Source organism: Pedobacter sp. A2324 (genome assembly GCF_059693705.1).
Genome location: NZ_JCASSK010000006.1, coordinates 218,106 through 243,265, shown reverse-complemented (window position 1 = coordinate 243,265; position 25,160 = coordinate 218,106). Strand labels below are relative to the sequence as shown.

Below are 25,160 nucleotides of genomic sequence, written 5' to 3'. Positions count from 1 at the left end.
ATCTTTTACCATATGCGGATGTAAGTAAATAGAAGGCAGGGCGGAGAATGTTTAGAAGCGTTTTTATTTTGCCACGGGGGCGGGGGAGAAACTGGAAACGCTGAAGGGCTATTGGGGGTTGATGCCTTCAGCGTTTGTTTTTTATTTTCTGAGTGATCTTTCCCAGGCTGCGCTTTGGTTCTTTTTGATGTATCGGCCGATTCCGGCGATCACAGCGTAATTCATCACACAGAAATAGTAGGGGACAAAAAACGATTTGATTTTAATGTTCCTTCTTTCAAAGATTAAACCGATGAAGGCCGCGCTGTAAAAGAATATTTGGGCGATGAGCAATACTGTATAAACATTATTATTTGTGGTGGCAACCAGTGCAATATTAAGTATGAAGGCAAGAATAATGAGGAATGGTGTAACCGTCCAGCGGAGTACCCGGTGTGACAGGTATTGAAAAGTTAGTATGGGATGGTTGAATGGATTTGCAGATTTTTTAAGTCTGAATATCGATTGAATACCGCCTGCAGCAATCCGAATTTTACGCTTTAATTCTTCTTTGGTGTTGGCTGATGCAGTTTCGGAGGCATAGGCATTCGGCTCATAGGCGATGATGTAGCCTTGTTCGGCAATTCTCATCGCAATCATATGGTCATCAATAATGGTATCGGTTTCGACAGGCTGATACAAGGCTGTTCGGATGCTAAACAGTTCGCCTGCGGCACCTACGTTAGAGTACAGTTCGTAATCCCATGTTTTCAACTTCGACTCATATTTCCAGTAAAACCCTTCTCCGGCAGAACTGGCATCGGCTTGGGCGTCTACCAGGATTCGTTTTTCACCTGCAACGGCGCCTACTTTTTTATTCTGATAGTGTTTCACCAGTTCTTTTATGGCCTGCTCATTTAACAAAGTATTGGCGTCGGAAAATACAATGATCTCTCCCGTAACTGCCGGGATGGCCCTTTTAATTGCCGCCATTTTGCCGTTCCTTTCATCAATGTGCATGGAAACAATTTGCTTGAATGGCTGGATATATTCCTGAGTCCTGTCGGTAGAACCGTCGGATATAAAAATGATCTGGAAGCGGTCAGCGGGATAATCGAGGGCAAGGGTATTATTGATTTTCTGTTCAATCATATCCTCCTCATTCCATGCAGCAACCAGCAAAGTAACTGTTGGAAGTGTATTTAATACATGCCGGACAGGTTTGGTGAATACCCGTTTTAGCCTGATTAAAATATAAAGCAACAGGCCATAACCCAGGAAAGTGTAGAATACGATGGCAAGGGAAAGCCAGAATAGCGTGATCATATAATGGAGATATTATTTGTAAACGATTGGTTTTGATGAGTGTGTTATGCCACTCTATTGAAGCCCAGGTTGAGACTGTCTTTCGCCTGAGTGATATTCCAGGTTAGGGCCCTGCGTAGGTAAGGGATTAAATCTGTTCTTTTTTTAAGTATGTAAATGATCATTTGTTTGGGGATGGCGATGCCGGTAAAATAAAAGGCAAAAGCAATTTGATTAAACAGGTTAGCATTTCTTCTGATGAAAAGGATCCGGTTACGGGTAACAAAATACGTTTTCAAAGCACTTTCTCGACCCACGCTGATGGATTCTTTATGGAAGATATGTGTTTTGCCGGTAAACCATATTTTTTTCCCTGCTTTCTTAAACATCTCACACCAGTCGAGCTCTTCGTAATAGAGGAAATACATCTCGGGCATCAGTCCGATGGCCATAATATCGGCTTTGCGGCACATCATCGCAGCACCATGGCAAAAGGCGGTCTCATTGCTCATCCCCATATACTGACCGGTGTTCTTTTCCATCAAGCCTTCGGTTTTATTACGGCAGGTGGTGTAATTCATGGGGGTATAACCCGCATACTGAATGGTATCCGGTTGATCGAAATATAAAATGAGAGGGGTTACAATTCCGATTTCGGGATTGTCCTCCATTTCTTTGATGAGCACATCCGTCATTCCTTTTACAACTTCTGTGTCATTATTTACCATTAAAATATATTCCCCTGAAGCGACCTTGATACCCAGGTTGTTACCACCGGCGAAGCCCAGGTTAGCTTCGGAGCGGATATAGATTGTTTGCGGTAAAAATGCTTTGAAGCTGGCACCTGAATCAATTAAACTTCCATTATCAACAATAATGACCTCCAGATTTTCAAGGTTTAGATTAAGCTTAATGGACGCTAAAAGAGCCAGGGTGGCTTCGGGTTGATTGTAGTTTACGGTAACGATAGATGTTATTGCCATTGTCACAAAACTAGCCAAACCGTATTTTTCCTGCTATAGCCTTTTAGGGTGATGGGCAGGTGCATATGGATCAGTAGCGTTCCAGCCACTGATTGCGAGGATGTATTAGTATTAGTGGTACTCGAACATGAGTTTGCCGCCTTCAGTATAAATGTAGGTGGTTTGGTTGGCCAGGTTATTTTGAACGGGATATTTCCTCCCCATTTCATTTAATGAATTGACCAGGCTTTTGGTTACGTGATGTAGCCTGTTTTTTAATGCGGTACGACGGTTTGCCAGATCATTTATTTCAACTTCGTTGATCGAGGCGTCAATATCGTGATCGATGACATGGATCTTATTGAGAATGTCGAGGTAATTATCGAATTGCTCCTGTATGGTAAAACTGCTCATTATAGTTGGATAAACGAAGAATAAGGTGATTTAGTTTTAGAAATGTTTCTTATTGGTTTAATGGTTTGTTAATTGCTTTGCTATATAGGTATTCTGTTGGATAGTTCGACATTATTTCTTCGTAAAGATGAAAATTCGGAGATGATTATTCACTGTAGTTTGAGCTATTAAAACGGTTTAGTTAGATTAGCGTTAAATATGATAGATTCTGGCATGAAATCAACAAAGCTATTTTTTTTAACCCTTGCAGCAGTATCAGGTTCAGCGCTTGTTTTCCTGAGTGCATTTGATCAGCAATCAAAAAAGCAGAAGACAGAAGCTAAAGCCAGCCGACCTAATATTGTGATCATCCTTGCTGATGACATGGGATTTTCGGATGCCGGCTGTTATGGCGGTGAAATTAATACACCAAACCTGGATTATCTCGCCAACAACGGACTGCGTTACCGGGAATTTTATAATACATCGAGGTGTTGTCCTACAAGGGCATCATTGCTTACTGGTTTGTATAATCAACAGGCTGGAATAGGTAAGATGACGGAGGCAGAAGATGAGCCTGGCTATTTAGGAAGGTTAGCGGATAACTCCGTTACCCTTGCCGAGGTGTTAAAAACAGCGGGGTATCATACAGCTATGTCGGGAAAATGGCATGTGAGTAATACGATTGTGCAGAAAAATCTCAAGGATCAGCTAAGCTGGCTAAATCATCAAAAGGACTATGGCGATTTTTCACCCATTAACCAATACCCGACCAGCAGGGGCTTCGACAGATTTTTCGGTACCATTTGGGGAGTGGTAGACTTTTTTGATCCTTTTAGTCTGGTAAGTGGCACAAAGCCTGTTAAAACGGTACCCAAAGATTATTATCAAACAGACGCTATTAATGATACCGCTGTTGCCTATATCAACTCCTGGAAAAAAACAGATAGACCATTCTTTTTGTACGTAGCGCAAAATGCGCCCCACTGGCCTTTGCAGGCTAAACCCGAGGATATTGCGAAATATAAAGATACTTATAAAGCCGGATGGGATTTGATTCGTGAAGCCCGTTATAAAAAGATGGTTAAGCTGGGGCTTATTGATTCGAACACCACCAAATTACCCAAACCCTTAGGGCGTACAGTTACCTGGGCTGATAATCCCGATCGGGTATGGGATGCAGAAGCGATGGCGGTGCATGCTGCTATGATCGACAGAATGGATCAGGGAATCGGAAGAATCATTGATGCACTTCGTAAAACAGGCAAACTTGATAACACGATTATTATTTTCCTTTCTGATAACGGCGCAAGTCCGGAAAACGCTGCTGCTTACGGACCAGGCTTTGACCGTCCCAGTGAAAGCCGTGGGGGTTCTCCCATTATTTACGCTACGCAGAAACAGGCTATGCCAGGGCCTCAAACGACCTATAGCTCTATAGGAAAAATATGGGCCAGTGTAGCGAACACACCATATCAATACGCTAAAGCTGAATCATTTGAAGGTGGAATACATACACCGATGATTGCTTTCTGGCCAAAAGGAATAAAAGGGAACAAAGGAAGCTTTAGTGATCAGCGGGGCCATGTGATGGATTTTATGAAAACTTTTGTGGAATTAGCCGGCGCGAAATATCCATCGAGCTATAAGGGTAATAAAATCATTCCTACCACCGGAGTGAGCTTGGTTCCCTCCTTTGAAGGTAAAGAAAATGCAGGACACGAAGTATTGTTCAATGAGCATTTTGGTGCGCGATATGCCAGATCAGGGAACTGGAAACTGGTTTCACTCAGCAATGACAGTACCTGGCATTTATTTGATTTGTCGAAAGACAAGTCGGAGGTAAACGACTTGGCAAAACAACTGCCTGAAAAAGTAAAGGAACTGGAGGTTTTGTGGAAAAACTGGGCGAATAACAACCAGGTATTTCCCAAACCTGCAAAATCAAAATAAGGCTATTTAAGGAAACAATAAAAAAAAGGGAATGATTGATATCGTTCCCTTTTGGCATTTTATTTATATTGTGCAGCAAACATCTTATACATTCCATGAAAATAAATCTGTTATCAGGAACATTGGGTTTATTGGCACTCGCATGGTGCAATATAGCGCTTGCAGCAACGGTAGATACTGTAGTTACCCGTAGCAAAGCCATGAAAAAAGATATTAAAGCTGTGGTGATTAAACCTGCAGGCTACAATACGGACCGAAAATTCCCTACGCTTTATCTGCTGCATGGCGCAGGAGGCAAATATTCTGAGTGGGTAAGCAAAACTCCGGATAAGGAAACTGTAAAACGGCTTGCTGATCTTTACAATATGGTTGTGGTTTGCCCGGATGGAGGGGTAACCAGCTGGTATTTCGATGCCCCTGAAGACCCGACCTACAAATATGAAACCTATGTAGCCGGTGAACTGGTTGGATATATTGATAGTCATTATGCCACTATAAAAGACAGGAGCGGTAGGGCGATTACAGGTTTGAGCATGGGCGGCCATGGTGGTTTATATCTGGGTTTCAGGCACCAGGATGTTTTTGGAGCCTGCGGGAGCATGAGTGGTGGTGTAGATATCAGGCCCTTTCCGGAGAACTGGGAAATCGCGAAACGTTTAGGTAAATACAGCGAGCATCCGGAGCGATGGGAAGCAAATACGGTGATCAACCTGACACATTTAATTACACCAAATAAATTGGCGGTTATTATTGACTGCGGTTACAGTGATTTCTTTTATAAGGTTAATGTAGATCTGCACAACAAGCTGGTTGATAGAAATGTAGCACATGATTTTATCGTAAGGCCGGGAGGTCATACCTGGGAATACTGGGGCAATGCTATTGCTTATCAAATGTTATTCTTTAACAATTACTTTGCGAAACGATAGTAATATAATGATGTGGAAGTTATCGTGTTTTGTCATGACAATCTTTTAATGTTGCCTAAGGGTCATTTGTGGCAATGAAATGTGGTATCCAGGATATCAAAAGATATTTTTGCGGAGTAGGTTTTAATACCTGCGCATACTATGGAAAACACTACATTAAAAAACATACCTTATTCTGTTCTTGATCTTGCTACTGTTTTAGAGGGATATACTGCTGCTGATACTTTTAAAACGAGCCTGGAGCTGGCTCAGCAGTCTGAATCCCTTGGTTATACACGTTACTGGTTCGCAGAGCATCACAACATGGCTGGAGTTGCCAGCTCAGCAACGCCTATCCTCATTGGTTATGTTGCCGGTGGTACCAGTCGAATCCGGGTAGGATCGGGTGGGATTATGTTACCCAACCATTCGCCCTTAATCGTTGCCGAGCAATTTGGAACGCTCGCATCCTTATATCCCAATCGTATAGATTTAGGATTAGGCAGGGCACCTGGCACGGATCAGGTTACTGCCATGGCCATAAGGGGTGAAAATTTTAATGCTGTGCACAGCTTTCCCCGGGATATCGACAAACTTCAACAGTTATTTTCTGCTGGCAATTCGCGCTCAAATGTGCGGGCAATCCCCGGTGAAGGGTTGGAGATTCCGATATGGGTGTTAGGATCAAGTACTGACAGCGCCTTGCTTGCCGCAGAAAAAGGCTTGCCTTACGCCTTTGCGAGTCATTTTGCGCCTACCTATTTTGAGCAGGCTATAGCCCTTTACAAAAGCCGTTTTAAACCTTCCATCTATTTACAGGAACCCTATGTTATTGCCTGTGTAAATGTAGTAGCGGCCGATACAGATGCGGAAGCAGAACGGTTATCGAGTTCGGTTAAGCGCATGTTTTTAGGTGTGATTACCGGAAGACGTGAGCTATTAAAGCCTGCAATAGATCACCTGGATAGCCAGTGGGATCAAATGGAAAAAGAAGCCGTGATGCAGATGCTACATTATTCGTTCATTGGCAGCGCAAAAACTATCAAGCAGCAACTGAGCGATTTTATTGATCAGCATGGTGTGAATGAGGTGATGAGTACTTCGCATATATACGAGCACGAGGCTAAGCTTCATTCAAATAAGTTGTTTGCCGGGGTTTTCAGTTAAGCTATTGATGGTTTCATAACCGATGGTTTTAATGACTCGGGGACCAGTTCCATTGTAATCCTGAAAGACACACAGGTCGCAAGAATCTAAATAATTGTACGTTCATAATTTATCGTTGATTTGATCTGTATTTTTCAGCAATTAATGCGATATTGAAGAATGAAAAAATATCTGATCATTCTCATATTTGGGTTAACGGGATCTATCATGAATAAAACCATGGCACAGCAGACACCCGCAGTTTTAAACCACATTGCCGTATATGTTGGCGATTTGAAGAAATCAACTGATTTCTATGAAAGCTTGTTTAATCTTAAAATTATACCAGAACCCTTCAAAGATGGAAAACACACCTGGTTTTCATTGGGTAATGGTTCGGCACTGCATTTGATTGAAGGGGCTAAATCGGGCCAGGTTTATGATCGAAATGATCACTTGTGTTTCAGTATCAGCTCCATAGAAGACTTTATAAAGAAGCTTCAAACGCAAAAGATTTCATATGGAGACTGGGGAGGCAAAACAGGTGCAATCAACGTGCGTGTTGATGGGGTAAAACAAATCTACTTTCAGGATCCTGACGGGCATTGGCTGGAGGTTAACAATGCAAGGTAAATTTTTAGGTACAGGCCTGCTTCCATAGGATTAAAGTTTATATTTAGGTTTTTATCCCATATTGTATGAAAAATCTGATTGTGCGACTTGCCATTCCTGCATTACTATTATTACTGATTGGTGGTGGTGCCGGGGCGCAGGAAAATAAATTAGAGACTGCTTTTGATTCCGTGATGCAAAAGTTTAGCGCTGTTGGCGCATCGGTTGCGGTAATAAAGGATGGTAAGGTTATTTACAACCATTCGTTTGGTTTGAAAGACCTTGATCGTAAAATACCTTTGGAAAACAGTGATATTTTTCGAATTGCATCAATATCCAAATCATTTTCTGCCACTTCCATCATGCAGCTTGTGGAAGCTGGTAAGTTATCCCTGGATGATGACTTCGGAGATTTAGTAGGCGTCAAAATCAGAAACCCAAAATACCCCGACGTGAAGATTACACTGAAGATGGCACTTTCCCATACCTCAAGTCTGAATGATTCGCAAGGTTACCTTAACCTGGATCTGATCAACCCTGCCAAAAATGCTGACTGGGCTAAATGTTATAATGAATATGAGCCCGGCACGAAGTTTAACTACTGTAACCTAAACTTCAATCTGATTGGAACTATTATAGAAAAGAAATCTGGTGAACGTTTTGATGCTTACGTTAGAAGTCATATTCTTAAACCGTTAGATTTATATGGTGGTTACTGCATAGATTCACTCGATTCGGCGCGTTTCGTAAAGCTTTATGAATACAAGCCAGTTGCTAAAAGCTTCACAGAAGCAACTTCAGCTTATGCACCCAGGCGTACTGAGATTGGTAATTATGTAATGGGTTACTCAACTCCAATTTTTTCTCCGACAGGAGGAATGAAGATTTCGGCGGGCGATCTTGCGCGATATATGGTCATGCATATGAATTATGGAAAGACCGGGGGCGTTCGATTGATCTCCCGGAAGAGTGCACGTTTAATGCAAACCCCTCTATCTGCAGATGAGGATTATGGCCTGGCCCTGAGGGGCACCAAAACACTTATTCCCAACATTTCATTAATCGGGCATACCGGGTCAGCGTATGGATTGTATAGCACAATGTTCTTCGAACCTAAGCGAAAGTTTGGATTTGTAGTTATCACCAATGGAATAAATGCCACCTACACAGGAGATTTTCCTGATTTCAGTCGCGCAGCGATTAATCTGCTCTATAACTATTTTGTAAAATAGTATTGATTGCATGCAAAAGAGATGTGTAAGGATTTTAGGTAGTCGGGTGGGAGCGATGGAAGAAACGTTTTAGCGAAGGGGGAATAGAAAATATAGAAAGCTCTTTGAAAGAGCTTTTTATGCGTTTAGGAAATGCTGGTATGCAGTACCTGATTTAATTTTTTCCATTGCTAAATATTCTTTTAGTTGCAAAAATTCCATGCTTTGGATAGCCCTGATTGCAGACTTCAGTTTTTCAGTGCTTACACCTAATCTTGTTGCCCAATAATCGCGGTCTTTTTCATCTGCAATTTCAATGAATTCTTTTCTGGCATTAAGGGATTGAAGTGGATATTCCATGGGATTCATATTTAGTTATTAGTGTTAAACATTAGTAAGGCTTAATTGTTTTGCTGATTATTATCTTTTTTTTTTATTTCATCCAAAAAAATGGCAATAAACATTAAAAAGACTGGCATTCAGTCGTTCTGCAGGTATTTATAGCCGTTGTTAACGTAGATAACGCCACAAACACAATACAGTTGTAAATATAATCAATTGTAAATCAGTTCATTTGACTAAAGTCAATAGCTTTGTAACACTTTCCTTACACAGTATTTTCATATTTAATTTTCAGATTGTATTATTGCTGTGTAATACTTTTTTTACATGCTAAATCATTTCCTAACCAAACCATTCGATGGATTGTCGCGTCGTAATTTTTACAAGGACAATCGCTTCGTACTTTTATTATGGGTCCTTGTCACCTTAATCTTTGTTATAGATTCATGGGCAACAAACCGTTTAAACAATTACCTCATTTTTGAAAATACCTTCAGAAATTTGCTTCATGAGCGGTCATTGTACGCTTTTTATCCCCAATATCACGGTGATGTTAATCACTATGGCCCGATCTTTAGTGTACTGATTTCACCTTTTGCCTTGATGCCAAACTGGCTCGGGCTATTGTTCTGGAATCTTTTTAATTGCTTTCTCTTGTTTAAGGCTATACAAACCTTACCCTTGAGTGAAAACAAAAAGGTCATCATAGGCTATATTGCTATACCTTGTCTGGTAGCTTCGATGTTGAATCAGCAATTTAATGCTGGAGCAGGGGCAATTATGATATTGAGTTATACCCAGTTTGAAAAACGAAACGGATTCTGGTCGGCCATGTGCATTGCCTTTGGTACATTTGTTAAACTATACGGCGTTGTTGGGATAGTTGTATTCTTTTTTATTAAAAAGAAACCTGCATTTATCGGCTATCTTATACTGTGGTCTGCAGTGTTTTTTGTGCTTCCGATGATTTTTGCTTCTCCGGATTTCGTGGCGCATTCCTATATTGACTGGAAAAATGAACTGGTAAATAAGAATATTGCAAATATTGCAGGCGCCGCTACTGATATTTCTATTATGGGTTTTTTCAGGCGCTTGCTACATTATCCCGGCTTATCAAATATCATGTTTCTGGCAGTAGGAGCATTATTATTTATGTTTCCGTTTACTTTTGTCAGCCGTTTTTCCAAGCGTAAGTTTCAGCTGTTGATTTTATCATCAGTGCTATTATTTCCTGTACTTTTCAGCACAGGGTCTGAAGACTGTACTTACATTATCTCTATTACAGGGGTTGGTATCTGGTATGTGCTTGAAAAGAATAAAGGACTAAAGCATGTACTCTTACCCATATTGCTTGTTGTAACCTGTAACATCCCACTATTGTGTTTTCCGCAGTTTGCAAAAGCAAATCCACTTTCACTATCCATGTTGAGTTTTCCATATTTTCTGGTTTGGCTAAGGGTGCTGTTTAGTGCCGTAAAAAGTCAGCATGAATTTGCTGAGGAAATGGATGCCGGTATTTTGCCCAGGTTGGCCGAATAGTTTAAATCATTTATTTTTTTGAAGGTTTTAATGTCTGTGTCGATAGCAGATGTTAAAACCTTTTTTGTTCAGGTCCTGTTTTACCCGTATTGTGATTAATATCAGGGACTAAAAACAGAACAGATGAGTCTTGAAAAATATAAAACCAAAAGGGATTTCTCCAAAACATCGGAGCCTGAAGCGGGAAAAAGTAAAGATAAAAACAAGTTACTTTTTGTAATTCAGAAACATGATGCCAGCAGACTACATTACGACTTCAGGCTGGAAATGGACGGGGTTTTAAAGAGTTGGGCTGTTCCAAAAGGCCCTTCTACCGATCCTAAGAATAAGCGTTTGGCGATGATGGTTGAAGATCATCCGTTTGATTACCGAAACTTTGAAGGATTAATCCCTAAAGGGGAGTATGGCGGCGGGACTGTAATTGTTTGGGATGAAGGAACCTATGAGCCCATTGAGGCAATCAAAGGTAAAAAGGCGCAGGAGAAACACCTCTTGAAACAGCTGGCAGAGGGATCAGTAAAAATTAAGCTTCATGGTAAGAAACTGGAGGGCGAGTTTGCCCTGGTTAAAACGCATGGGATGGGGGAAAATGGGTGGCTGTTAATTAAACATAAAGACGATTACGCCTCGGTTAAGGACATCACTAAGAAGGGTGAATCTGTACTTTCGGGAAAGACAATAGAAACCATGGCGAAGTCATCAGAGAAGGTATGGAAAGACGGCAAAGAACAGGAAATCAAAGAAAAGCCAGCAGAGCCCCGAAAAAGTGCTGCAACGAAGAAGCCGGCAAGCATAAATAAAGATGATCTTAATACAAAGAAGATACTAAAGGATGCCCCTAAATCATCCATACCTACCGGGATAAAACCTATGCTAGCCACATTGGTTGATGCGCCATTTGATGATGATGAATGGCAATATGAAGTAAAATGGGACGGTTACAGGGCATTGTCTTTTATAGAAAAAGGAAAAGTTTCACTACTATCCCGCAATAACAAATCGTTTGATGATAAATTTTACCCGATTCATGATTTACTCGCCAAATGGAAAATTAATGCAGTTATCGACGGCGAGATTCTGGTGTTGAAGAAAAATGGCGTATCGGACTTTGGTGCGCTGCAGAACTGGCGAAGTGAAGCAGATGGTGAACTGGTGTATTATGTTTTCGATTTGCTTTGGTACGAAGGTAAGAACCTAATGGGTTTAACATTGATAGAGCGGCAGGCAATATTGAAGGATATACTGCCCTTAGACAGTGACCAGATCAGACTGGGCCAGGTTTTCAAGGCCAGCGGAGTAGAGTTTTTTGCTGCAGCAGAAAAAATGGGTTTGGAAGGAATTATTGCTAAAAAAACAAGCAGTACTTATGTTGCAGACCGCAGATCGAAGGACTGGCTTAAAATCAAAGTGAGTAAGCGTCAGGAGGTGATTATTGCGGGGTATACTACCAATGCAGATAGTTCTAAAACCTTTAGTTCTCTATTATTAGGCGTATATGATCAAAAGAATCTGAGTTATGTAGGCAAGGTAGGAACTGGCTTTTCAGATGCCGATCAAAAGGAAATGATGAAACTGTTTAAGCCGCTGGAAACTGAAAAGTTGCCTTTCAGTGAATTGCCTGATGTAAATAAACCATCTCGTTTTAGACCTAACCCTCCAAAGGCAAAAGCAACATGGCTGAAGCCTCAGCTGGTATGCGAAGTCGCGTTTACTGAAGTTACCGAAGATGGCGTATTCAGGCATCCATCTTTTAAAGGTATGCGTACCGATAAAGCGGCAAAAGATGTAGTTAGAGAGAAAGAAGTTCCTGTAGACCAGATCATGAATGAGGTAGATGCAAAACACGATTCGGCGATAAAACCACCAAAGGAAAAAGGGGGAAAAACACTTTTAAACCCAAAGGATGAAACGCAGGTTAGAAAAGTGAAGGGACATGAGCTAAAGTTTACGCACCTGAGTAAAATTTACTGGCCAGGGGACAAGGTGACGAAACGGGATATGTTTAACTATTACTACCAGGTGTCGGATTATATCTTACCTTATCTAAAGGACAGGCCACAGTCTTTGAACCGTTTTCCGAGCGGAATTCACGGAAAAAGTTTTTACCAAAAAGACGTTAAAGGTAAAGCTCCGGACTGGGCTAAAACCTTTCCCTATGAAAACGGTGAGGGTGAAAAGAAAGAGTATCTGGTTGTTACGGATGAAGCTTCATTACTTTGGATGGCCAGTTTAGGTTGTATTGAAATGAATCCCTGGTTCAGCAGAATTCAAAGTTCTGATCATCCTGATTATTGTGTAATTGATCTGGACCCGGATAAGCATACCTTTGACCAGGTAATTACGGCAGCTCTGGAAACGAAAAAGATTCTGGATGCCATTGAAGTTCCGGGCTTTTGTAAAACTTCGGGCTCAACCGGAATGCATATTTATATTCCACTTGATGCGAAGTATACCTACGAACAAAGCCAGATGTTTGCGAAGATTATTGTAAATCTGGTACACCAGCAAATTCCATCTTTTACTTCATTAGAACGGATGATTTCTGCACGTAAAGGTAAAATGTATCTTGATTTTCTTCAAAACAGACCTGGAGCAACCATTGCGGGTCCATATTCCCTTAGACCAAAAGAAGGGGCTACGGTTTCTATGCCGTTACATTGGGATGAAGTGAAACCCGGATTAAAAATGAAAGATTTTAATATCTTCAATACGCTCGAACGTTTGAAAGCTGAGGGTGATTTATTTAAAGGAGTTCTAGGAAAAGGAATAGATTTAAAAAAAGCCATCAATAAAGCAAAAACAGTATTCGGTTAGGGAGGTTCGAATGTTTGCTTTCATTATCTTTGGCAAAAAAATATATTATGATAGCTCACCACGTATTATTCTGGCTTAAAGCCGATATCACTGAAGAACAGAAAGCAGCTTTTCGTGCTAGCTTACAGACCCTGGAAAACATTGAAGTTGTTAAAACGTTCCATATCGGAACACCTGCGCCTATAGAACGCGCAGTTGTAGATACTACATATACCTTTAGTTTGATTCTAATTTTTGAAGATCTTGCTGCTCATGATGTGTATCAGGTACATCCATTACATAAAGCATTTCTGGATGAATTTAAACAGTACTTCGAAAAAGTAATTATTTACGATGCACATTAAAACTTAAGCCGGACTCATCATCCGGTTTTTTTATAAATGTTTAGATAGTTATTTGGAATTATTCTAAATAGTGTGATATTTGCTTTAATCTGTTTAATTGCAAAACCATCACTTATGTGCCAAACCACAGTCCTTAGCCAAAATGATAATATCACCATTGCCCAGTGCAACAATTGTAAAGTTCTGAATATCTGGCGTGCCGGTGTGCTTATGAATTTTTCTTTCGACCAGTTTGAGGTTTTTTATCAATCTACCAAAAAGCTAAGCTTTGACGATCATCTCGAAAACAGACCAGACGGGAAAGAGGTGGTGATTCTTTCTACACCATTTCCAGACATCAGTTTAGTGTTTACCAGATACGAATGGGAAGAGTTTTTTCATAAAGTAGATGAGGCGCTGTACATGAGGCGTATTTACGAAATGGTTCATTTCTAAATCAGAAATTTGACTTTTGTTAATACTTAGTTTTAAGTATTCTGCAGTTACCTGAAACCGAAAGATTTGAGAATGCGTAAATAGGTTTCTAAACGCATATCTCATGGAAAAACATGCTAAACTAATTAAAAGATCTTCGGCCAACCGGATGCTATTGGAAAATATTAAGGTTGGCGACTTTGTAGCGGATGAGTATGGCAGATCCGGCAAGGTCAACAATATTGAAAAGGTTGACTATCCAAGGGAATCACATTATTATTTCTACCTGGGGAAATCAGGAACCATTTTTATCATTGCGTAAGTTGTACTTACAAAAAAGCCCGAAATCATTGCTGATTCCGGGCTTTCGTTTTTGAGAGTGTACTTAGAACTTATACGATAATGTGGTTACGAACTGACGAGGGGGAATGGGGTTCACGCTATAGTTTTCGTGAACATAGTAATTCAATTCATTCGTAAGATTTGATATTTTTGCAAGCAGTGATAATCTTTTCCAGGTATAACCCGCACTAATATCCAAGGTTGTAAATGGAGTCAAAGGAATGAGGCCGGTGGTTGTTCCATTTTTGTTCTGGTTCCTACCACCAAAGCGGTCGCCTGTGTAAATTGCTGTAGCACCTAATTTTAAGCCTTTTACCACCCCATTTTGAATGGTATAGAAAACAGTTGCATTTGCTTTATTTTTCACTGTTCCAACTACTCTGTCGCCTTCAATAATACCAGTACCTGGTAATGTGCTTAAATAACGGTAATAGTTGTAACTGTAGCCGGCTAGGAAGTTTAAGCCTGCTGTAATTGTTCCGCTTAAGTCAAGCTCAACGCCGTCACTGGCTGTTTTCCCAGTAAATTCTTTTATAGTAGCATCCGCATTGGCAGTCCCATCTTGCTTGAATAATGCTGTTTGAGCGAAGTTGCTATTTAGGATTCTGTAAACAGTAACATTAGCTGTAAGTTTTCCTTCAAGAAAGTCATTTTTAATACCAGCTTCATATTGATCAATAATCGAAGGTCTCATTGGCGCGAGATAAATATCCGTCCCAGAGTTAGATGTAAAGTTATTCGCATAACTTGCATATACAGATGTGCTTTTCAATGGTTCATAAACTAAACCAAACTTTGGAGAAAATGCCTTATCAATTTTATCTACAGTAGTACTTGCTGTTGTTATGCCAGTAGCAGCGGCGGTTGTTTGCGTTGACGGTGTTTTTTGGAATGTCCATCGAACACCTGCGAGAATTTTAAATTTTTCAGTTATGCTTACCAAATCCTGAACAAATGCGCCCATTCTAAAAATTGGTGCAAAAGTATATGCAGCAGATACAGCATTGGGTTCTAAGCCAGATCCATAATACGTAGATGGGTCGAGGATGTTGAAATTGCCATAATTAAAGGCAGTTGCTCCGTTGTAAGTCCAATTAGCTGCAGACGTCGTTCTCGACTGATCAGCATCTGCACCTAGTAAAAGGGTATGGGATATACCAACAGTTGTGAATTTACCATTTAAGTTTACCTGTTCGTTATATGTAAATTCTTTGGATTTCGATCGAGTTACATTCCTGGCCGCTATTCCGTTTGCAGTAGTTGCGAAAGGCCGTTCTGCGCTGAAATAATTTCTATTGTAAGATTGAAACGAACCAACTACATTTAACTTCCAATTCTCATTAAACTTATGATTAAAATTTAGTTGCGTTGTTGCAGTATTGGTTTTGTTATATGCCCAAGGCGCGTTAAGGTAAGCTTTTCTGCTAATATCCGGGATAGCATTGGCTACTGTTCCAATCCCGAAATCTGGCGTGAAATCGCTTTTTAAGTAATCTCCTTGAAGCAAGAAGTCGGTATTATCACTTATTTTGTATAATAATGACGGATTGATATAAAATCTTTTAGTTTTTACATCATCTCTGTAGCTTTTGGCATTTTCGTAAGTTCCAATCACACGAAATGCCAGTTTCTTAGAAAGGGGTCCATAAAAATCTATTGTTGGCTTATACAGATCATAGCTGCCTACACGCATTGATACTTCACCACCATATTCGAATTTTGGTTTTTTAGTAATCATATTAATAATCGCTCCGCCGGTAACTCCACCATACAACAATGCGGAACTTCCCTTCAATACTTCAACAGACTCTAAAGTGCTTACCTCTGGTGTTCCACCTGAAGACGTACGCGCTCCATTCTTTAGTAGATTATTTCCTCCAAGACTGTAGCCACGTGCAACAAATGTTTCGCCACTTACGCCTCCACGATTTTCGGAATACGCCACTCCATTTACATTTGCCAGAACGTCACTTAACCGTAATGCTTGCTGGTCAGTGATTATCTGACTGTTCACGATCTGAACAGATTGGGGTAAATCTTTTGGTGCAATAGCAATCTTGCCCAAGGTAACAGGCTTCTTATTAGGTGTTCTGTACCCATTAACGGCAACTTCATCTAACTGAGACAACGATTCTGCAGTTGTGAAGCTAACCTGAGCTACCTGACCGGCAGTAATATTGACCTGCTTCTCCTGGACAGACAAACCGATAGCTGAGATTTTGATAGTATAATCACCCGGGTTTATATTTTTAATTGTAAAATTACCCTTTTCATCTGTTTGGGCAGTTTTGTTTGTATTTTTTAAACCTACACTTACAAAAGGAGCAGGGCTTCCATCACTTGTTTTGATTGATCCGGACACCGAACCATATTTGGATTGTGCTAGAGCGGAAGCGGTAAATAACATTGCGACAGCCAGCACAGAAAAAAAATTGGTAATTTTTTTGTACATAATTATTTAGATTAATTCTTAGTTGGCGCAAAGGAATGACATTAAAACCGTATTAGCAAAATTATTTTTATTAATTCTAAATAAGCTTAAATGTAATGGCAGTTATTACAGATACTTTAATCAATCTACTTCGTATATTGTTATAATCTATAACAGATGAAAGCTCATACAGAACACTTTTATTCGAATCTACACATTAGTAAATTGCCTTTGCATGAATTATTGCTTAGGAAGCAACTGTTTAATGATATCCCTGCAGATTGGCATGTGATTATTACTGATATTAAAAGCTCAACGGTAGCTGTTAATTCAGGTTTGCATGAAACGGTCAATTTAATTGCCACAGGTAGTATGGTCACAGTCTTAAACATTGCTTTCAAAGCGAATATTTCCATACCATTTTTCTTTGGCGGCGATGGTGCAACCTTTCTGGTACCCGATGTTATAGTTGATAAAGCATTGAAAGGTTTATCTCAATATAAGGCAAATACACTCAATAATTTTAATCTCGATCTTCGCGTAGGTGTAATCTCAGTTAAGGAGATTTACGACAAAGCACATCGCTTAAGTATCAGTAGATTCAGCGCCTCTGATAATTTTGTGATACCTGTAATTTTGGGCGATGGTTTAGAGTATGCGGAGAAACAGATTAAAGGAGAATATTATCTGCTTGCTGCAAAGGAATATGGAGCCGAAGACATTGATCTCACTGGCATGCAGTGCAGGTGGGACAAAATTGCACCTCCTGAGAATATGGAAGAAGTAGTGACTTTAATTGTTATTGCGAAACAGGGAAGGGACCAGGCGTCGGCATTTAGCAGAGTGATTAAACATATCGATCAGATTTATGGTACCCCGGAAAAAAGACAGCCCATTAGTATTCCTAAACTTATATTTAAAACCAGTTTCAATAACTTAGGTAGAGAAATGCGACACCGCATAGGCAAGCTTAAATGGTTAGAACTGATCAAAACCTGGTTTATAAATATTTACGGTTATATCTATTTTAGAACAGACAGCGGAAAGAAGTATTTGAAACAACTTGTTGAAATGTCGGATACGCTTGTAATGGATGGACGAATCAATACGGTAATCACAGGTTCAGAGGAACAACGTTTAAGGCTTCAGACTGCCTTAAATATCCTGGAGCAAAAGAACGAAATTTTATACGGTTTGTACGTGAGCAAAGAATCAGTAATGTCATGTTATGTAAGGGACCTTGAGGATGATCATATTCATTTTGTTGATGGCAGTGATGGCGGCTACACACGTGCAGCGGCCTTACTGAAGCAAAAAATAAGGGAAGGTAGGGTAATCTGAGTTAAAGGTGCTATTTCAGGTAAATGTCGCCCGACCCTGCCTTTTCAGGAAGATTTACCGACTGAGGCTGAATGATAACGAACTTGATAATGTCATATTCGAGTTTGATTTTATCCCTTATCCTGTCAATGGCCGTGGTGATTTCTTCAGTGCGGAGGTCGGCTCGGAATGTAAGTATGAGTACCAGAAGCACCTCCCGCGGGGACTGATAGGTAGAGAGCAAACTTTTGAGTTCAATCACATCCTGATCAGCCTGTACAAGCTCTTTTAGTCTCTGCTGGGTTTCGGGTGTTAAACCTTCTCCCATTAAAAGGCTTCTGCTCTCTCTTGCCAGGATGAAAGATACGAAAATTAAAAGTGTACCGACTAAAACCGAAGCCAACCCATCCAAAACCGGCATATTGAGGTTGTGGCTTAATACCATGAAAACAAATACAATGACGAGGCCTAAAACAGCAGCCCCATCTTCAAATAACACCAGAAAACCTGAAGGATCTTTACTTTTGATAATGGCTTTCCACCAGGGCAGGCCTTTTCGGGTTTTATCAAATTCCCTGATGGCGATGATTAGCGACACGCCTTCGAAAACAAATGAAAGGCCAAGCACCAGATAATTCCATATTGGATTAACCAGGTTTTCCGGGTGGCGCATATGCGTGATCCCCTGTGAGATAGAAACTACCCCGCCTAAACCGAAAATCATAATGGAAACGATAAATGACCAGAAATACAATTCTTTACCATAGCCAAATGGGCGGTATTTATCGGGCGCTTTAACACTTCGTTTTAAACCATACAACAGCAAAATCTGGTTGCTGGTGTCAACCGTGGAGTGAATACCTTCCGCAATCATGGATGAACTATTGGTAAAAGCTCCCGCAATAAATTTAGTAACTGCAATCAGGAGATTTGCCGCTAAAGCGCTATAGATGGATTTGTTGGCTCTTGCCATATTAAGAATTAAAGATTTTACTTCTTAAACGAAATTGTACTGATTTGGTTTTGGATGTATTAAACCAAATAAACAATTCGTGGCAGCAAACGAAGTATACTACTGAATTCAAATGAAAAGTGAATTCAGTAGTACGGGAAGAATTCAAAAAGATTTATTTCAATATTTCATTGATTAATCTGATCTCTTCATCGCTAAAAATGATATTATCTAATGCCTTGATAGAATCGGTGATTTGATCTGGCTTACTGGCGCCAATAAGTACGGTGGTGATCCGGTCGTCTTTTAAGATCCATGAAAGGGCCATGTGAGCCAATTTTTGTCCCCGTGACTGTGCCACGTCATTTAACTTCGCAATCGTCGCAATTTTTTCGGGGGTGATATTACTCTCTTTTAAGAAAACTCCACTTGTAGCCACGCGCGAATCAGATGGAATGCCATGAAGATATTTATCTGTGAGAAGTCCCTGCGCAAGAGGAGAAAAAGGAATACAGCCAACGCCATTCTCTCTTAACACGTCGAGCAACCCATCTTCCACCCATCTTTCAAACATCGAATACTTCGGCTGATGGATTAGGCAGGGTGTTCCGTTTGCTTCCAATATTTTTATTGCTTTTTCGGCTTCGGGGGCTCTGTAATTAGAAATGCCTACATAAAGTGCCTTGCCCTGTTGTACAAGCAGACTTAATGCACCCATCGTTTCTTCAAGAGGTGTTTCAGGATCGGGACGATGATGATAAAAGATGTCTACATAATCCAGCTTCATCCGTTTTAAACTTTGGTCGAGACTCGACACGAGGTATTTTTTAGATCCCCAGTCTCCATAAGGGCCATCCCACATGGTGTATCCGGCTTTGCTTGAAATGATCATTTCGTCTCTGTAACCACTAAAATCATCCTTCAGTATCCTCCCGAATACTTCTTCTGCCGAGCCTGGGGGAGGCCCGTAGTTGTTAGCAAGATCGAAATGCGTAATGCCGTTATTAAATGCAGTATAAATTAAGTTTTTGCTGTTTTCGTATACATTTACATGTCCGAAGTTGTGCCATAAGCCTAAGGACACTGCCGGAAGCTTTAATCCGCTGTTTCCACAACGACGATAAATCATCTTTTCGTAGCGGTTATCTGAGATATTCTTGTTCATTATTGATGTTGATTCGAAGGCAAATTAGAAAGTTTATGTTAAAACTGCAATTTAAAATAACTAACCATTTTGCAGATCGCTTATATACTACAGAAATCATCTTGAAATGATATGTTGCGACCTGTGCCAGTCAGCTTGGTAAAACGTTTTATTTGTAAACTTGACACTTATTCCTATATTTAAAAATTAAATAATACCCTACACCAAATATCAGTACATATGAAATTTAAATCTCTAGCCAGTTTAGGCGCTATTGCAGCGATCGGATTTACATCCTGCCAGTCTGAAACCAAAAAAAGCACAACAACAGACAGTTCCAATACGAAGAAAACAGCAGTGGTGAAATTAATTGCCGATTCCTTTAAAAAAGAAATTGATGGTAAGCAAGTTGCACTTTATACTTTGAAGAATAAGCATGATGCTGAAGCAACATTTACAAACTACGGTGGCCGTTTGGTAAGTTTGATTGTACCAGGAAAAGACGGTAAACCTGTAGACGTGGTTGTCGGCTTTAAAAGTGTTGGTGATTATGAAAAAGCAACAGAACCTTATTTTGGCGCTACCATTGGCAGGTTTGGAAACAGGATTGCCAAAGGTAAGTTTACTTTAGAAGGAAAAACCTACTCTTTATTTACCAATAACGGCCAGAATACCTTACACGGAGGTAAAAAAGGTTATCAGTACGTTGTTTGGGATGCGAGTCAGCCGAATACAAATACATTGGTGTTGCATTATCTTTCAAAGAATGGCGACGAAAACTTTCCTGGCAACCTTGATGTAAAGGTGACCTACACGTTGACCGATGATAACGAATTAAAAATGGACTACGAAGCCAAAACCGACAAAACTACAGTGGTGAATTTAACCAATCATGCTTTTTTTAATCTAAATGGAGATGGAAGCGGAACCATTTTAAATCATGAAGCTCAGATTTTTGCTGATGAATACACGCCGGTTGATTCTACATTAATCCCTACTGGAAAAATTGAAAAAGTGGCCGGAACGCCATTTGATTTTACTAAGCCCCTCACTATTGGTGAGCGGATTGAAGATCAAAATGAGCAGCTAAAATTTGGCAAGGGCTATGATCATAATTATGTATTAAATAAAACGAAAGGAATGGGCATGTTTCATGCAGCTAAAATCAAAGGTGATGTATCCGGTATTGTAATGGATATTTATACACAGGAGCCTGGCTTACAATTTTACAGCGGTAATTTTATGCAAAGTAAAAATACATTTAAAACAGGAGCGAAGGATGATTTCAGGACAGCTATTGCAGTTGAAACGCAGCATTTCCCTGATTCGCCAAATCAACCCGGTTTTCCTACTACAGTATTAAAACCAGGTCAGGTATATAAAACGAGCTCTATATATAAATTTTCAAAATAGTACAGGCTGGTAAAATGGAAAAGGCTTCTGGGAAAATCAGAAGCCTTTATTTTTAAAACAATTCATTTAAAACCGGATCATGATAATCGGCAATGAATGCAATAATATTATCATAAGCAGCAAATTCCTCTTCGGTATGCATCGTTGTCAGTGCCACACATCTCATTCCAGCATTTTGAGCAGCTTCAACACCTTTTGGCGCGTCTTCAAATACAATGCAATCTACCGGATCAATACCCAATAAATGTGCACCCTTCGTAAAGGTTTCAGGTGCCGGTTTACTATTTACTACATCTTCGGCGCTTACAACGGCTTTAAAGTAAGCCCTGATATCAAGATTATCGAGCACAAAATTTATATTGAACGGAATGGCTGCTGAACCTATAGCCATTAAAATACCATTGTTCTTTGCTTTGTCAAGAAAGTCTCCCAAGCCGGCAATAAGTTCCAGATGTTTGAGATATGCGGCCTGGTACCTTCTTTCTTTTTCGATAGAAATCTGATCGATCTGATCCTGGGTAAAATGACCAACGCCGAATACCCGCTCCAGTAAATCCTGATTCTTACCATACATTTGTTTTTTAACCTCTTCAAAACTAATGTTGGCACCTAGATCTTTAGTCAGTATTTCGTGCCAGGCGTGGTTATGAAAAACCATATCGTTTACCATTGTACCATTGAGGTCGAAAAGAAATGCTTTAGCTTTTGTCGTTGTCATAACGGTAAAATTATCAGATTTTTTTGATCTAAACATAGGGTAATTGTCATTGTTAGATCTAATTTGTTACGAAAGTTCGCCATTGTCAATCTAGTCGTCATAAAGGTTAAACATTTGCAAATACGAAAAGCGAGTAATACATTGCGGGATATATTCCCGAAACCAAACATCCGCTATGCCAGGCACAGATCAAAAAGATAAGGCAATGATCACGTTTCTGAACGGATTAGTTCCTTTGACAACAGAAATTATTCAGTTGGCCCAACGAGAGACTTTCAGGGTTGCTGTAGGTAAAAACACCATCATAAATGATTTGCATGATCAGCAGGAAGATTGTGTGTTTTTTATGATCGAGGGCCTGGTAAGGGGCTTCATTAATGATAATCAAAAGGACATTACCGTTTGCTTTGTGGAAGAAAACAATATGTTTGGTAATATCCGAAATCCAGCAGCGTCGGTAACTGCATATCCTGAGCAATTTCAAACCATAGAAGATTCAGACATCTTAATTATACCTTATCGGTTTATTGATGAACTATACCATGCATTCCCCGAAACCAATGTACTTGCCAGAAAGCTTTTAGCCATCCATTTTCATATCAGTCAGGAAAGGTCGGTTATATCGCGGATTCCATCGGCAGAATCAAGGTACAAACAGTTTGTTGGAAATCATCCTTCGTTTTCTTTACGGGTTCCATTGAAATACCTTGCATCTTACCTCGGCATGAGGGTAGAAACGCTAAGCAGAATCAGAAAGAAAAATAAAATACAGCGTGCAGAATAATCTTACCCTTTCCGTTTGAAATATAAATAACACAGCGGAAATAAACAGATCAGCCCTAAAAGAAATCCACCGAGGGTATCGGTAAACCAATGTGCGCCGAGATATATCCTGGAAGCCGCAACCGTGAGCATTAAAAATGCTGAAATTAGCGATACAATCATCCTGGTGGTTTTAGGAATATCTTTCAAATGACTCATTAAGATAATCAGGAAGCCAAAAAACAGGACATAAGACAGCGTATGGCCACTGGGATAGCTTTGAAAACGGTTCACTTCAACCAGCCTTACATAGAAGGAGGTTGGACGAGGCCGGTTGATCACATTTTTGACGCCTAAAATAATCAGGCCTGACAATAAAACTGTTGCAATAAACAAAGCCTCTCTTTTGTATTTCTGCCAATAAAATATCAATGCTACAAGTACTATCGAAAGAAGGGAATAGGGTAGTTCGCCAAAAAAACTTATGGCAAGCATTAGTTTATCTAACCAGGTAGACTGGAACTCCTGAATAAATAAAGATACTTTAACGTCGAAATCCCAAATGATATGGTGAGCGACAAAAATACTTAGCGATACGAATGCCACTACAAGGGCAATAAACACTATAAAGAACCAGTTTCTTTTTAAGAATGCAGACATAAACCCAAAACTATATAAATATGCTGAATCAGGATTATAAAAACGGTAAAAATAATCAGGATTAAAAGTTCATCACGGAATTGGACCTGTTCATCAAGGATAAAGTACTTTCTGTATAAACATTTGGTTTATTTGATGGGCATTCTTCATATTTGCTTCAGATAATAAGGATATCTGTGCTTGGAAAGTCGGCGGATGCTAATCTGCCGACTGAAAGGCAACTCACCAGGATAAATCTCTCTAAAAATATACCCACGATTAACGCTCCAACCCAAGTCATCCTCCTTGAAAAAATCAGGAGGGGCTTCGGTTGATTTTAACCTGTCTTATTTTACCACAATCTGCTTTGGGTCTGTAATTACGATCTGAGGTTTGCCTTTAAATTCAGAAACCAGGCCCGTTACACAAATATTATTGCCAATATACATGCTGCTGGGCTCTGATGTAAACTTTCCCAAATCTTCTTTATTAATGACCACTGTGATCAATTCTTTAGGAAAAGCACCGCCAAGATTGATCAGAGTCAGTTTATCCAGGGCTTTTGTAGTGTAAACTGAATCGCAAATGGTTACGGTTTTGCCAACATACTGGGCAGCATCTTTTGCTAAAACCATCGTCTGGCTTTTAGCGATATAACCAGCAGATAAAAACAATAAAAACAGGAATAACTTTTTCATGGCGTTGGGATGTGCTCAAAGTTAGGAAATTAAAACGGAGATTTTTATGATCCATTAAAATTTGCAGGCGTCGCCGTATTATCCGTAATTTGGCATTCGATTATTAATGCCAGCCACCATTTAAATGAAGACTAAGTTATTTGCCCTTGCTTTTGCCATAGTTTATGTATTACAGGTTTATGCTGAAACTACCGGAGATTTGTTTATCCGCAATTTCACCAAGCCGCTGATTGCGATTACCTTAATGGTGTGGTTGTGTAGTGCTACAAAGCTGAAGGGCAGATTCCACAAGCGGATTTTAATAGGATTACTATTTGCCCTTACCGGCGACATTTTTCTGATGCTTCAGGCAAATCATAAGGGATATTTCACTTATGGATTAGTTGCCTTCTTGATATGTCACATCTCCTATATCAGGGCTTTTACGCTTGACCACAAATCTAATCCATCAGTAAAAATACCTTTCTTTTTATGGTCGGCAGGCGCACTGATTATATTTTGTATTGGTTTATTCTTTTACTTGCAACCCTTTTTGGGCGCTATGCAGTTTGCCGTACTGGTATATGCCATCGTTATTACGGTGATGGCTATTATGGCGTTAAACCGTTATGGTAAAGTGAATATGTTCAGTTATAAGCTTGTTTTATATGGTGCCTTTTTCTTCCTGCTATCAGACACTGTTCTGGCTGTAAACAGATACGCGCAACCGATACCACAAAGCGGTATCCTGATCATGGGAAGTTATATGATTGCGCAATACCTGATTGTTTATGGTACAGTGGTGAGGGAACTGGTGGTTAAACGTACTGCCATATAGAT

24 protein-coding genes are annotated in these 25,160 nt (G+C 40.0%); 14 read left to right on the top strand and 10 right to left on the bottom strand.

All coding sequences use genetic code 11. The features are described from left to right. Positions 1-141: 141 nt before the first annotated feature. The 3 genes from AC570I_RS18235 to AC570I_RS18225 form a co-directional block, all read right to left on the bottom strand. Positions 142-1,305 carry a glycosyltransferase family 2 protein gene (locus tag AC570I_RS18235; protein WP_497406604.1) on the bottom strand — a complete coding sequence of 388 codons (1,164 nt, stop codon included), beginning with the start codon at positions 1,303-1,305 and terminating at the stop codon, positions 142-144. A gap of 44 nt (positions 1,306-1,349) precedes the next feature. Beyond that, complete coding sequence (locus tag AC570I_RS18230; RefSeq protein ID WP_497406603.1) at positions 1,350-2,267, bottom strand: glycosyltransferase family 2 protein; 918 nt, start codon at positions 2,265-2,267, stop codon at positions 1,350-1,352. A gap of 111 nt (positions 2,268-2,378) precedes the next feature. Further along, entirely contained in the window at positions 2,379-2,660 is a 282-nt protein-coding gene (locus AC570I_RS18225; RefSeq protein ID WP_497406602.1) for a hypothetical protein, read from the bottom strand. Positions 2,661-2,873: 213 nt separating this feature from the next. Here AC570I_RS18225 and AC570I_RS18220 point away from each other — a divergent pair, with 213 nt between their 5' ends. From AC570I_RS18220 to AC570I_RS18200, 5 genes are all read left to right on the top strand, one after another. Then, positions 2,874-4,592, top strand: coding sequence for an arylsulfatase (locus tag AC570I_RS18220; RefSeq protein WP_497406601.1), 1,719 nt, complete (start codon positions 2,874-2,876; stop codon positions 4,590-4,592). A gap of 95 nt (positions 4,593-4,687) precedes the next feature. After that, positions 4,688-5,521 (top strand): alpha/beta hydrolase, encoded by an 834-nt coding sequence (locus AC570I_RS18215; RefSeq protein ID WP_497406600.1) that lies wholly within the window; start codon positions 4,688-4,690, stop codon positions 5,519-5,521. A gap of 141 nt (positions 5,522-5,662) precedes the next feature. Next, the gene (locus AC570I_RS18210) at positions 5,663-6,667 is read left to right on the top strand and encodes an LLM class flavin-dependent oxidoreductase (RefSeq protein ID WP_497406599.1); all 1,005 of its coding nucleotides are present in this window, start codon (positions 5,663-5,665) and stop codon (positions 6,665-6,667) included. Between the two features lie 159 nt (positions 6,668-6,826). Beyond that, positions 6,827-7,279, top strand: a complete 453-nt coding sequence (locus tag AC570I_RS18205; protein WP_047797908.1) for a VOC family protein — start codon at positions 6,827-6,829, stop codon at positions 7,277-7,279. Positions 7,280-7,344: 65 nt separating this feature from the next. Beyond that, on the top strand, positions 7,345-8,490 hold the full coding sequence (locus AC570I_RS18200; protein ID WP_497406598.1) for a serine hydrolase domain-containing protein: 1,146 nt from the start codon (positions 7,345-7,347) through the stop codon (positions 8,488-8,490). Positions 8,491-8,607: 117 nt separating this feature from the next. On the opposite strand, the gene AC570I_RS18195 is transcribed toward AC570I_RS18200, so the two are convergent. Further along, entirely contained in the window at positions 8,608-8,829 is a 222-nt protein-coding gene (locus tag AC570I_RS18195; RefSeq protein ID WP_197082324.1) for a DUF3606 domain-containing protein, read from the bottom strand. Positions 8,830-9,138: 309 nt separating this feature from the next. Between AC570I_RS18195 and AC570I_RS18190 the strand changes: the two genes are divergently transcribed. The 5 genes from AC570I_RS18190 (at position 9,139) to AC570I_RS18170 (ending at position 14,244) form a co-directional block, all read left to right on the top strand. Further along, entirely contained in the window at positions 9,139-10,350 is a 1,212-nt protein-coding gene (locus tag AC570I_RS18190; protein WP_497406597.1) for a glycosyltransferase family 87 protein, read from the top strand. 123 nt (positions 10,351-10,473) lie between these two features. Further along, the gene (gene ligD / locus AC570I_RS18185; RefSeq protein WP_497406596.1) at positions 10,474-13,164 is read left to right on the top strand and encodes a DNA ligase D; all 2,691 of its coding nucleotides are present in this window, start codon (positions 10,474-10,476) and stop codon (positions 13,162-13,164) included. A 47-nt stretch (positions 13,165-13,211) separates the two neighbouring features. Further along, positions 13,212-13,508 carry a Dabb family protein gene (locus tag AC570I_RS18180; protein ID WP_497406595.1) on the top strand — a complete coding sequence of 99 codons (297 nt, stop codon included), beginning with the start codon at positions 13,212-13,214 and terminating at the stop codon, positions 13,506-13,508. A gap of 114 nt (positions 13,509-13,622) precedes the next feature. Further along, the gene (locus AC570I_RS18175; protein ID WP_497406594.1) at positions 13,623-13,943 is read left to right on the top strand and encodes a hypothetical protein; all 321 of its coding nucleotides are present in this window, start codon (positions 13,623-13,625) and stop codon (positions 13,941-13,943) included. A gap of 103 nt (positions 13,944-14,046) precedes the next feature. Next, on the top strand, positions 14,047-14,244 hold the full coding sequence (locus AC570I_RS18170; RefSeq protein WP_047797902.1) for a hypothetical protein: 198 nt from the start codon (positions 14,047-14,049) through the stop codon (positions 14,242-14,244). A 63-nt stretch (positions 14,245-14,307) separates the two neighbouring features. On the opposite strand, the gene AC570I_RS18165 is transcribed toward AC570I_RS18170, so the two are convergent. Beyond that, entirely contained in the window at positions 14,308-16,716 is a 2,409-nt protein-coding gene (locus AC570I_RS18165; protein ID WP_497406593.1) for a TonB-dependent siderophore receptor, read from the bottom strand. 156 nt (positions 16,717-16,872) lie between these two features. On the opposite strand from AC570I_RS18165, the gene AC570I_RS18160 reads away from it, so the two are divergent. Beyond that, a complete protein-coding gene (locus AC570I_RS18160) occupies positions 16,873-18,036 on the top strand; it encodes a DUF3095 family protein (protein ID WP_497406592.1) in 1,164 nt (387 codons plus the stop codon). A 10-nt stretch (positions 18,037-18,046) separates the two neighbouring features. On the opposite strand, the gene AC570I_RS18155 is transcribed toward AC570I_RS18160, so the two are convergent. Together AC570I_RS18155 and mgrA are read right to left on the bottom strand one after the other, a co-directional pair. Continuing rightward, complete coding sequence (locus AC570I_RS18155) at positions 18,047-18,988, bottom strand: cation diffusion facilitator family transporter (RefSeq protein ID WP_497406591.1); 942 nt, start codon at positions 18,986-18,988, stop codon at positions 18,047-18,049. A 154-nt stretch (positions 18,989-19,142) separates the two neighbouring features. Then, entirely contained in the window at positions 19,143-20,132 is a 990-nt protein-coding gene (mgrA, locus tag AC570I_RS18150) for an L-glyceraldehyde 3-phosphate reductase (RefSeq protein WP_497406590.1), read from the bottom strand. A 219-nt stretch (positions 20,133-20,351) separates the two neighbouring features. On the opposite strand from mgrA, the gene AC570I_RS18145 reads away from it, so the two are divergent. After that, a complete protein-coding gene (locus AC570I_RS18145) occupies positions 20,352-21,524 on the top strand; it encodes an aldose epimerase family protein (RefSeq protein ID WP_497406589.1) in 1,173 nt (390 codons plus the stop codon). A 52-nt stretch (positions 21,525-21,576) separates the two neighbouring features. Here AC570I_RS18145 and AC570I_RS18140 read toward each other — a convergent pair whose 3' ends face one another. Next, complete coding sequence (locus tag AC570I_RS18140; RefSeq protein WP_497406588.1) at positions 21,577-22,242, bottom strand: HAD family hydrolase; 666 nt, start codon at positions 22,240-22,242, stop codon at positions 21,577-21,579. 175 nt (positions 22,243-22,417) lie between these two features. Between AC570I_RS18140 and AC570I_RS18135 the strand changes: the two genes are divergently transcribed. Then, complete coding sequence (locus AC570I_RS18135; RefSeq protein WP_497406587.1) at positions 22,418-23,026, top strand: Crp/Fnr family transcriptional regulator; 609 nt, start codon at positions 22,418-22,420, stop codon at positions 23,024-23,026. A 2-nt stretch (positions 23,027-23,028) separates the two neighbouring features. Here the strand turns inward: AC570I_RS18135 and AC570I_RS18130 are convergent, their stop codons facing one another. Both AC570I_RS18130 and AC570I_RS18125 read right to left on the bottom strand, forming a co-directional pair. Next, complete coding sequence (locus AC570I_RS18130; protein WP_497406586.1) at positions 23,029-23,664, bottom strand: phosphatase PAP2 family protein; 636 nt, start codon at positions 23,662-23,664, stop codon at positions 23,029-23,031. Between the two features lie 326 nt (positions 23,665-23,990). After that, positions 23,991-24,341 carry a hypothetical protein gene (locus tag AC570I_RS18125; protein ID WP_497406585.1) on the bottom strand — a complete coding sequence of 117 codons (351 nt, stop codon included), beginning with the start codon at positions 24,339-24,341 and terminating at the stop codon, positions 23,991-23,993. A 124-nt stretch (positions 24,342-24,465) separates the two neighbouring features. On the opposite strand from AC570I_RS18125, the gene AC570I_RS18120 reads away from it, so the two are divergent. Continuing rightward, entirely contained in the window at positions 24,466-25,158 is a 693-nt protein-coding gene (locus tag AC570I_RS18120; protein ID WP_497406584.1) for a lysoplasmalogenase, read from the top strand. The last annotated feature ends 2 nt before the right edge of the window (positions 25,159-25,160 follow it).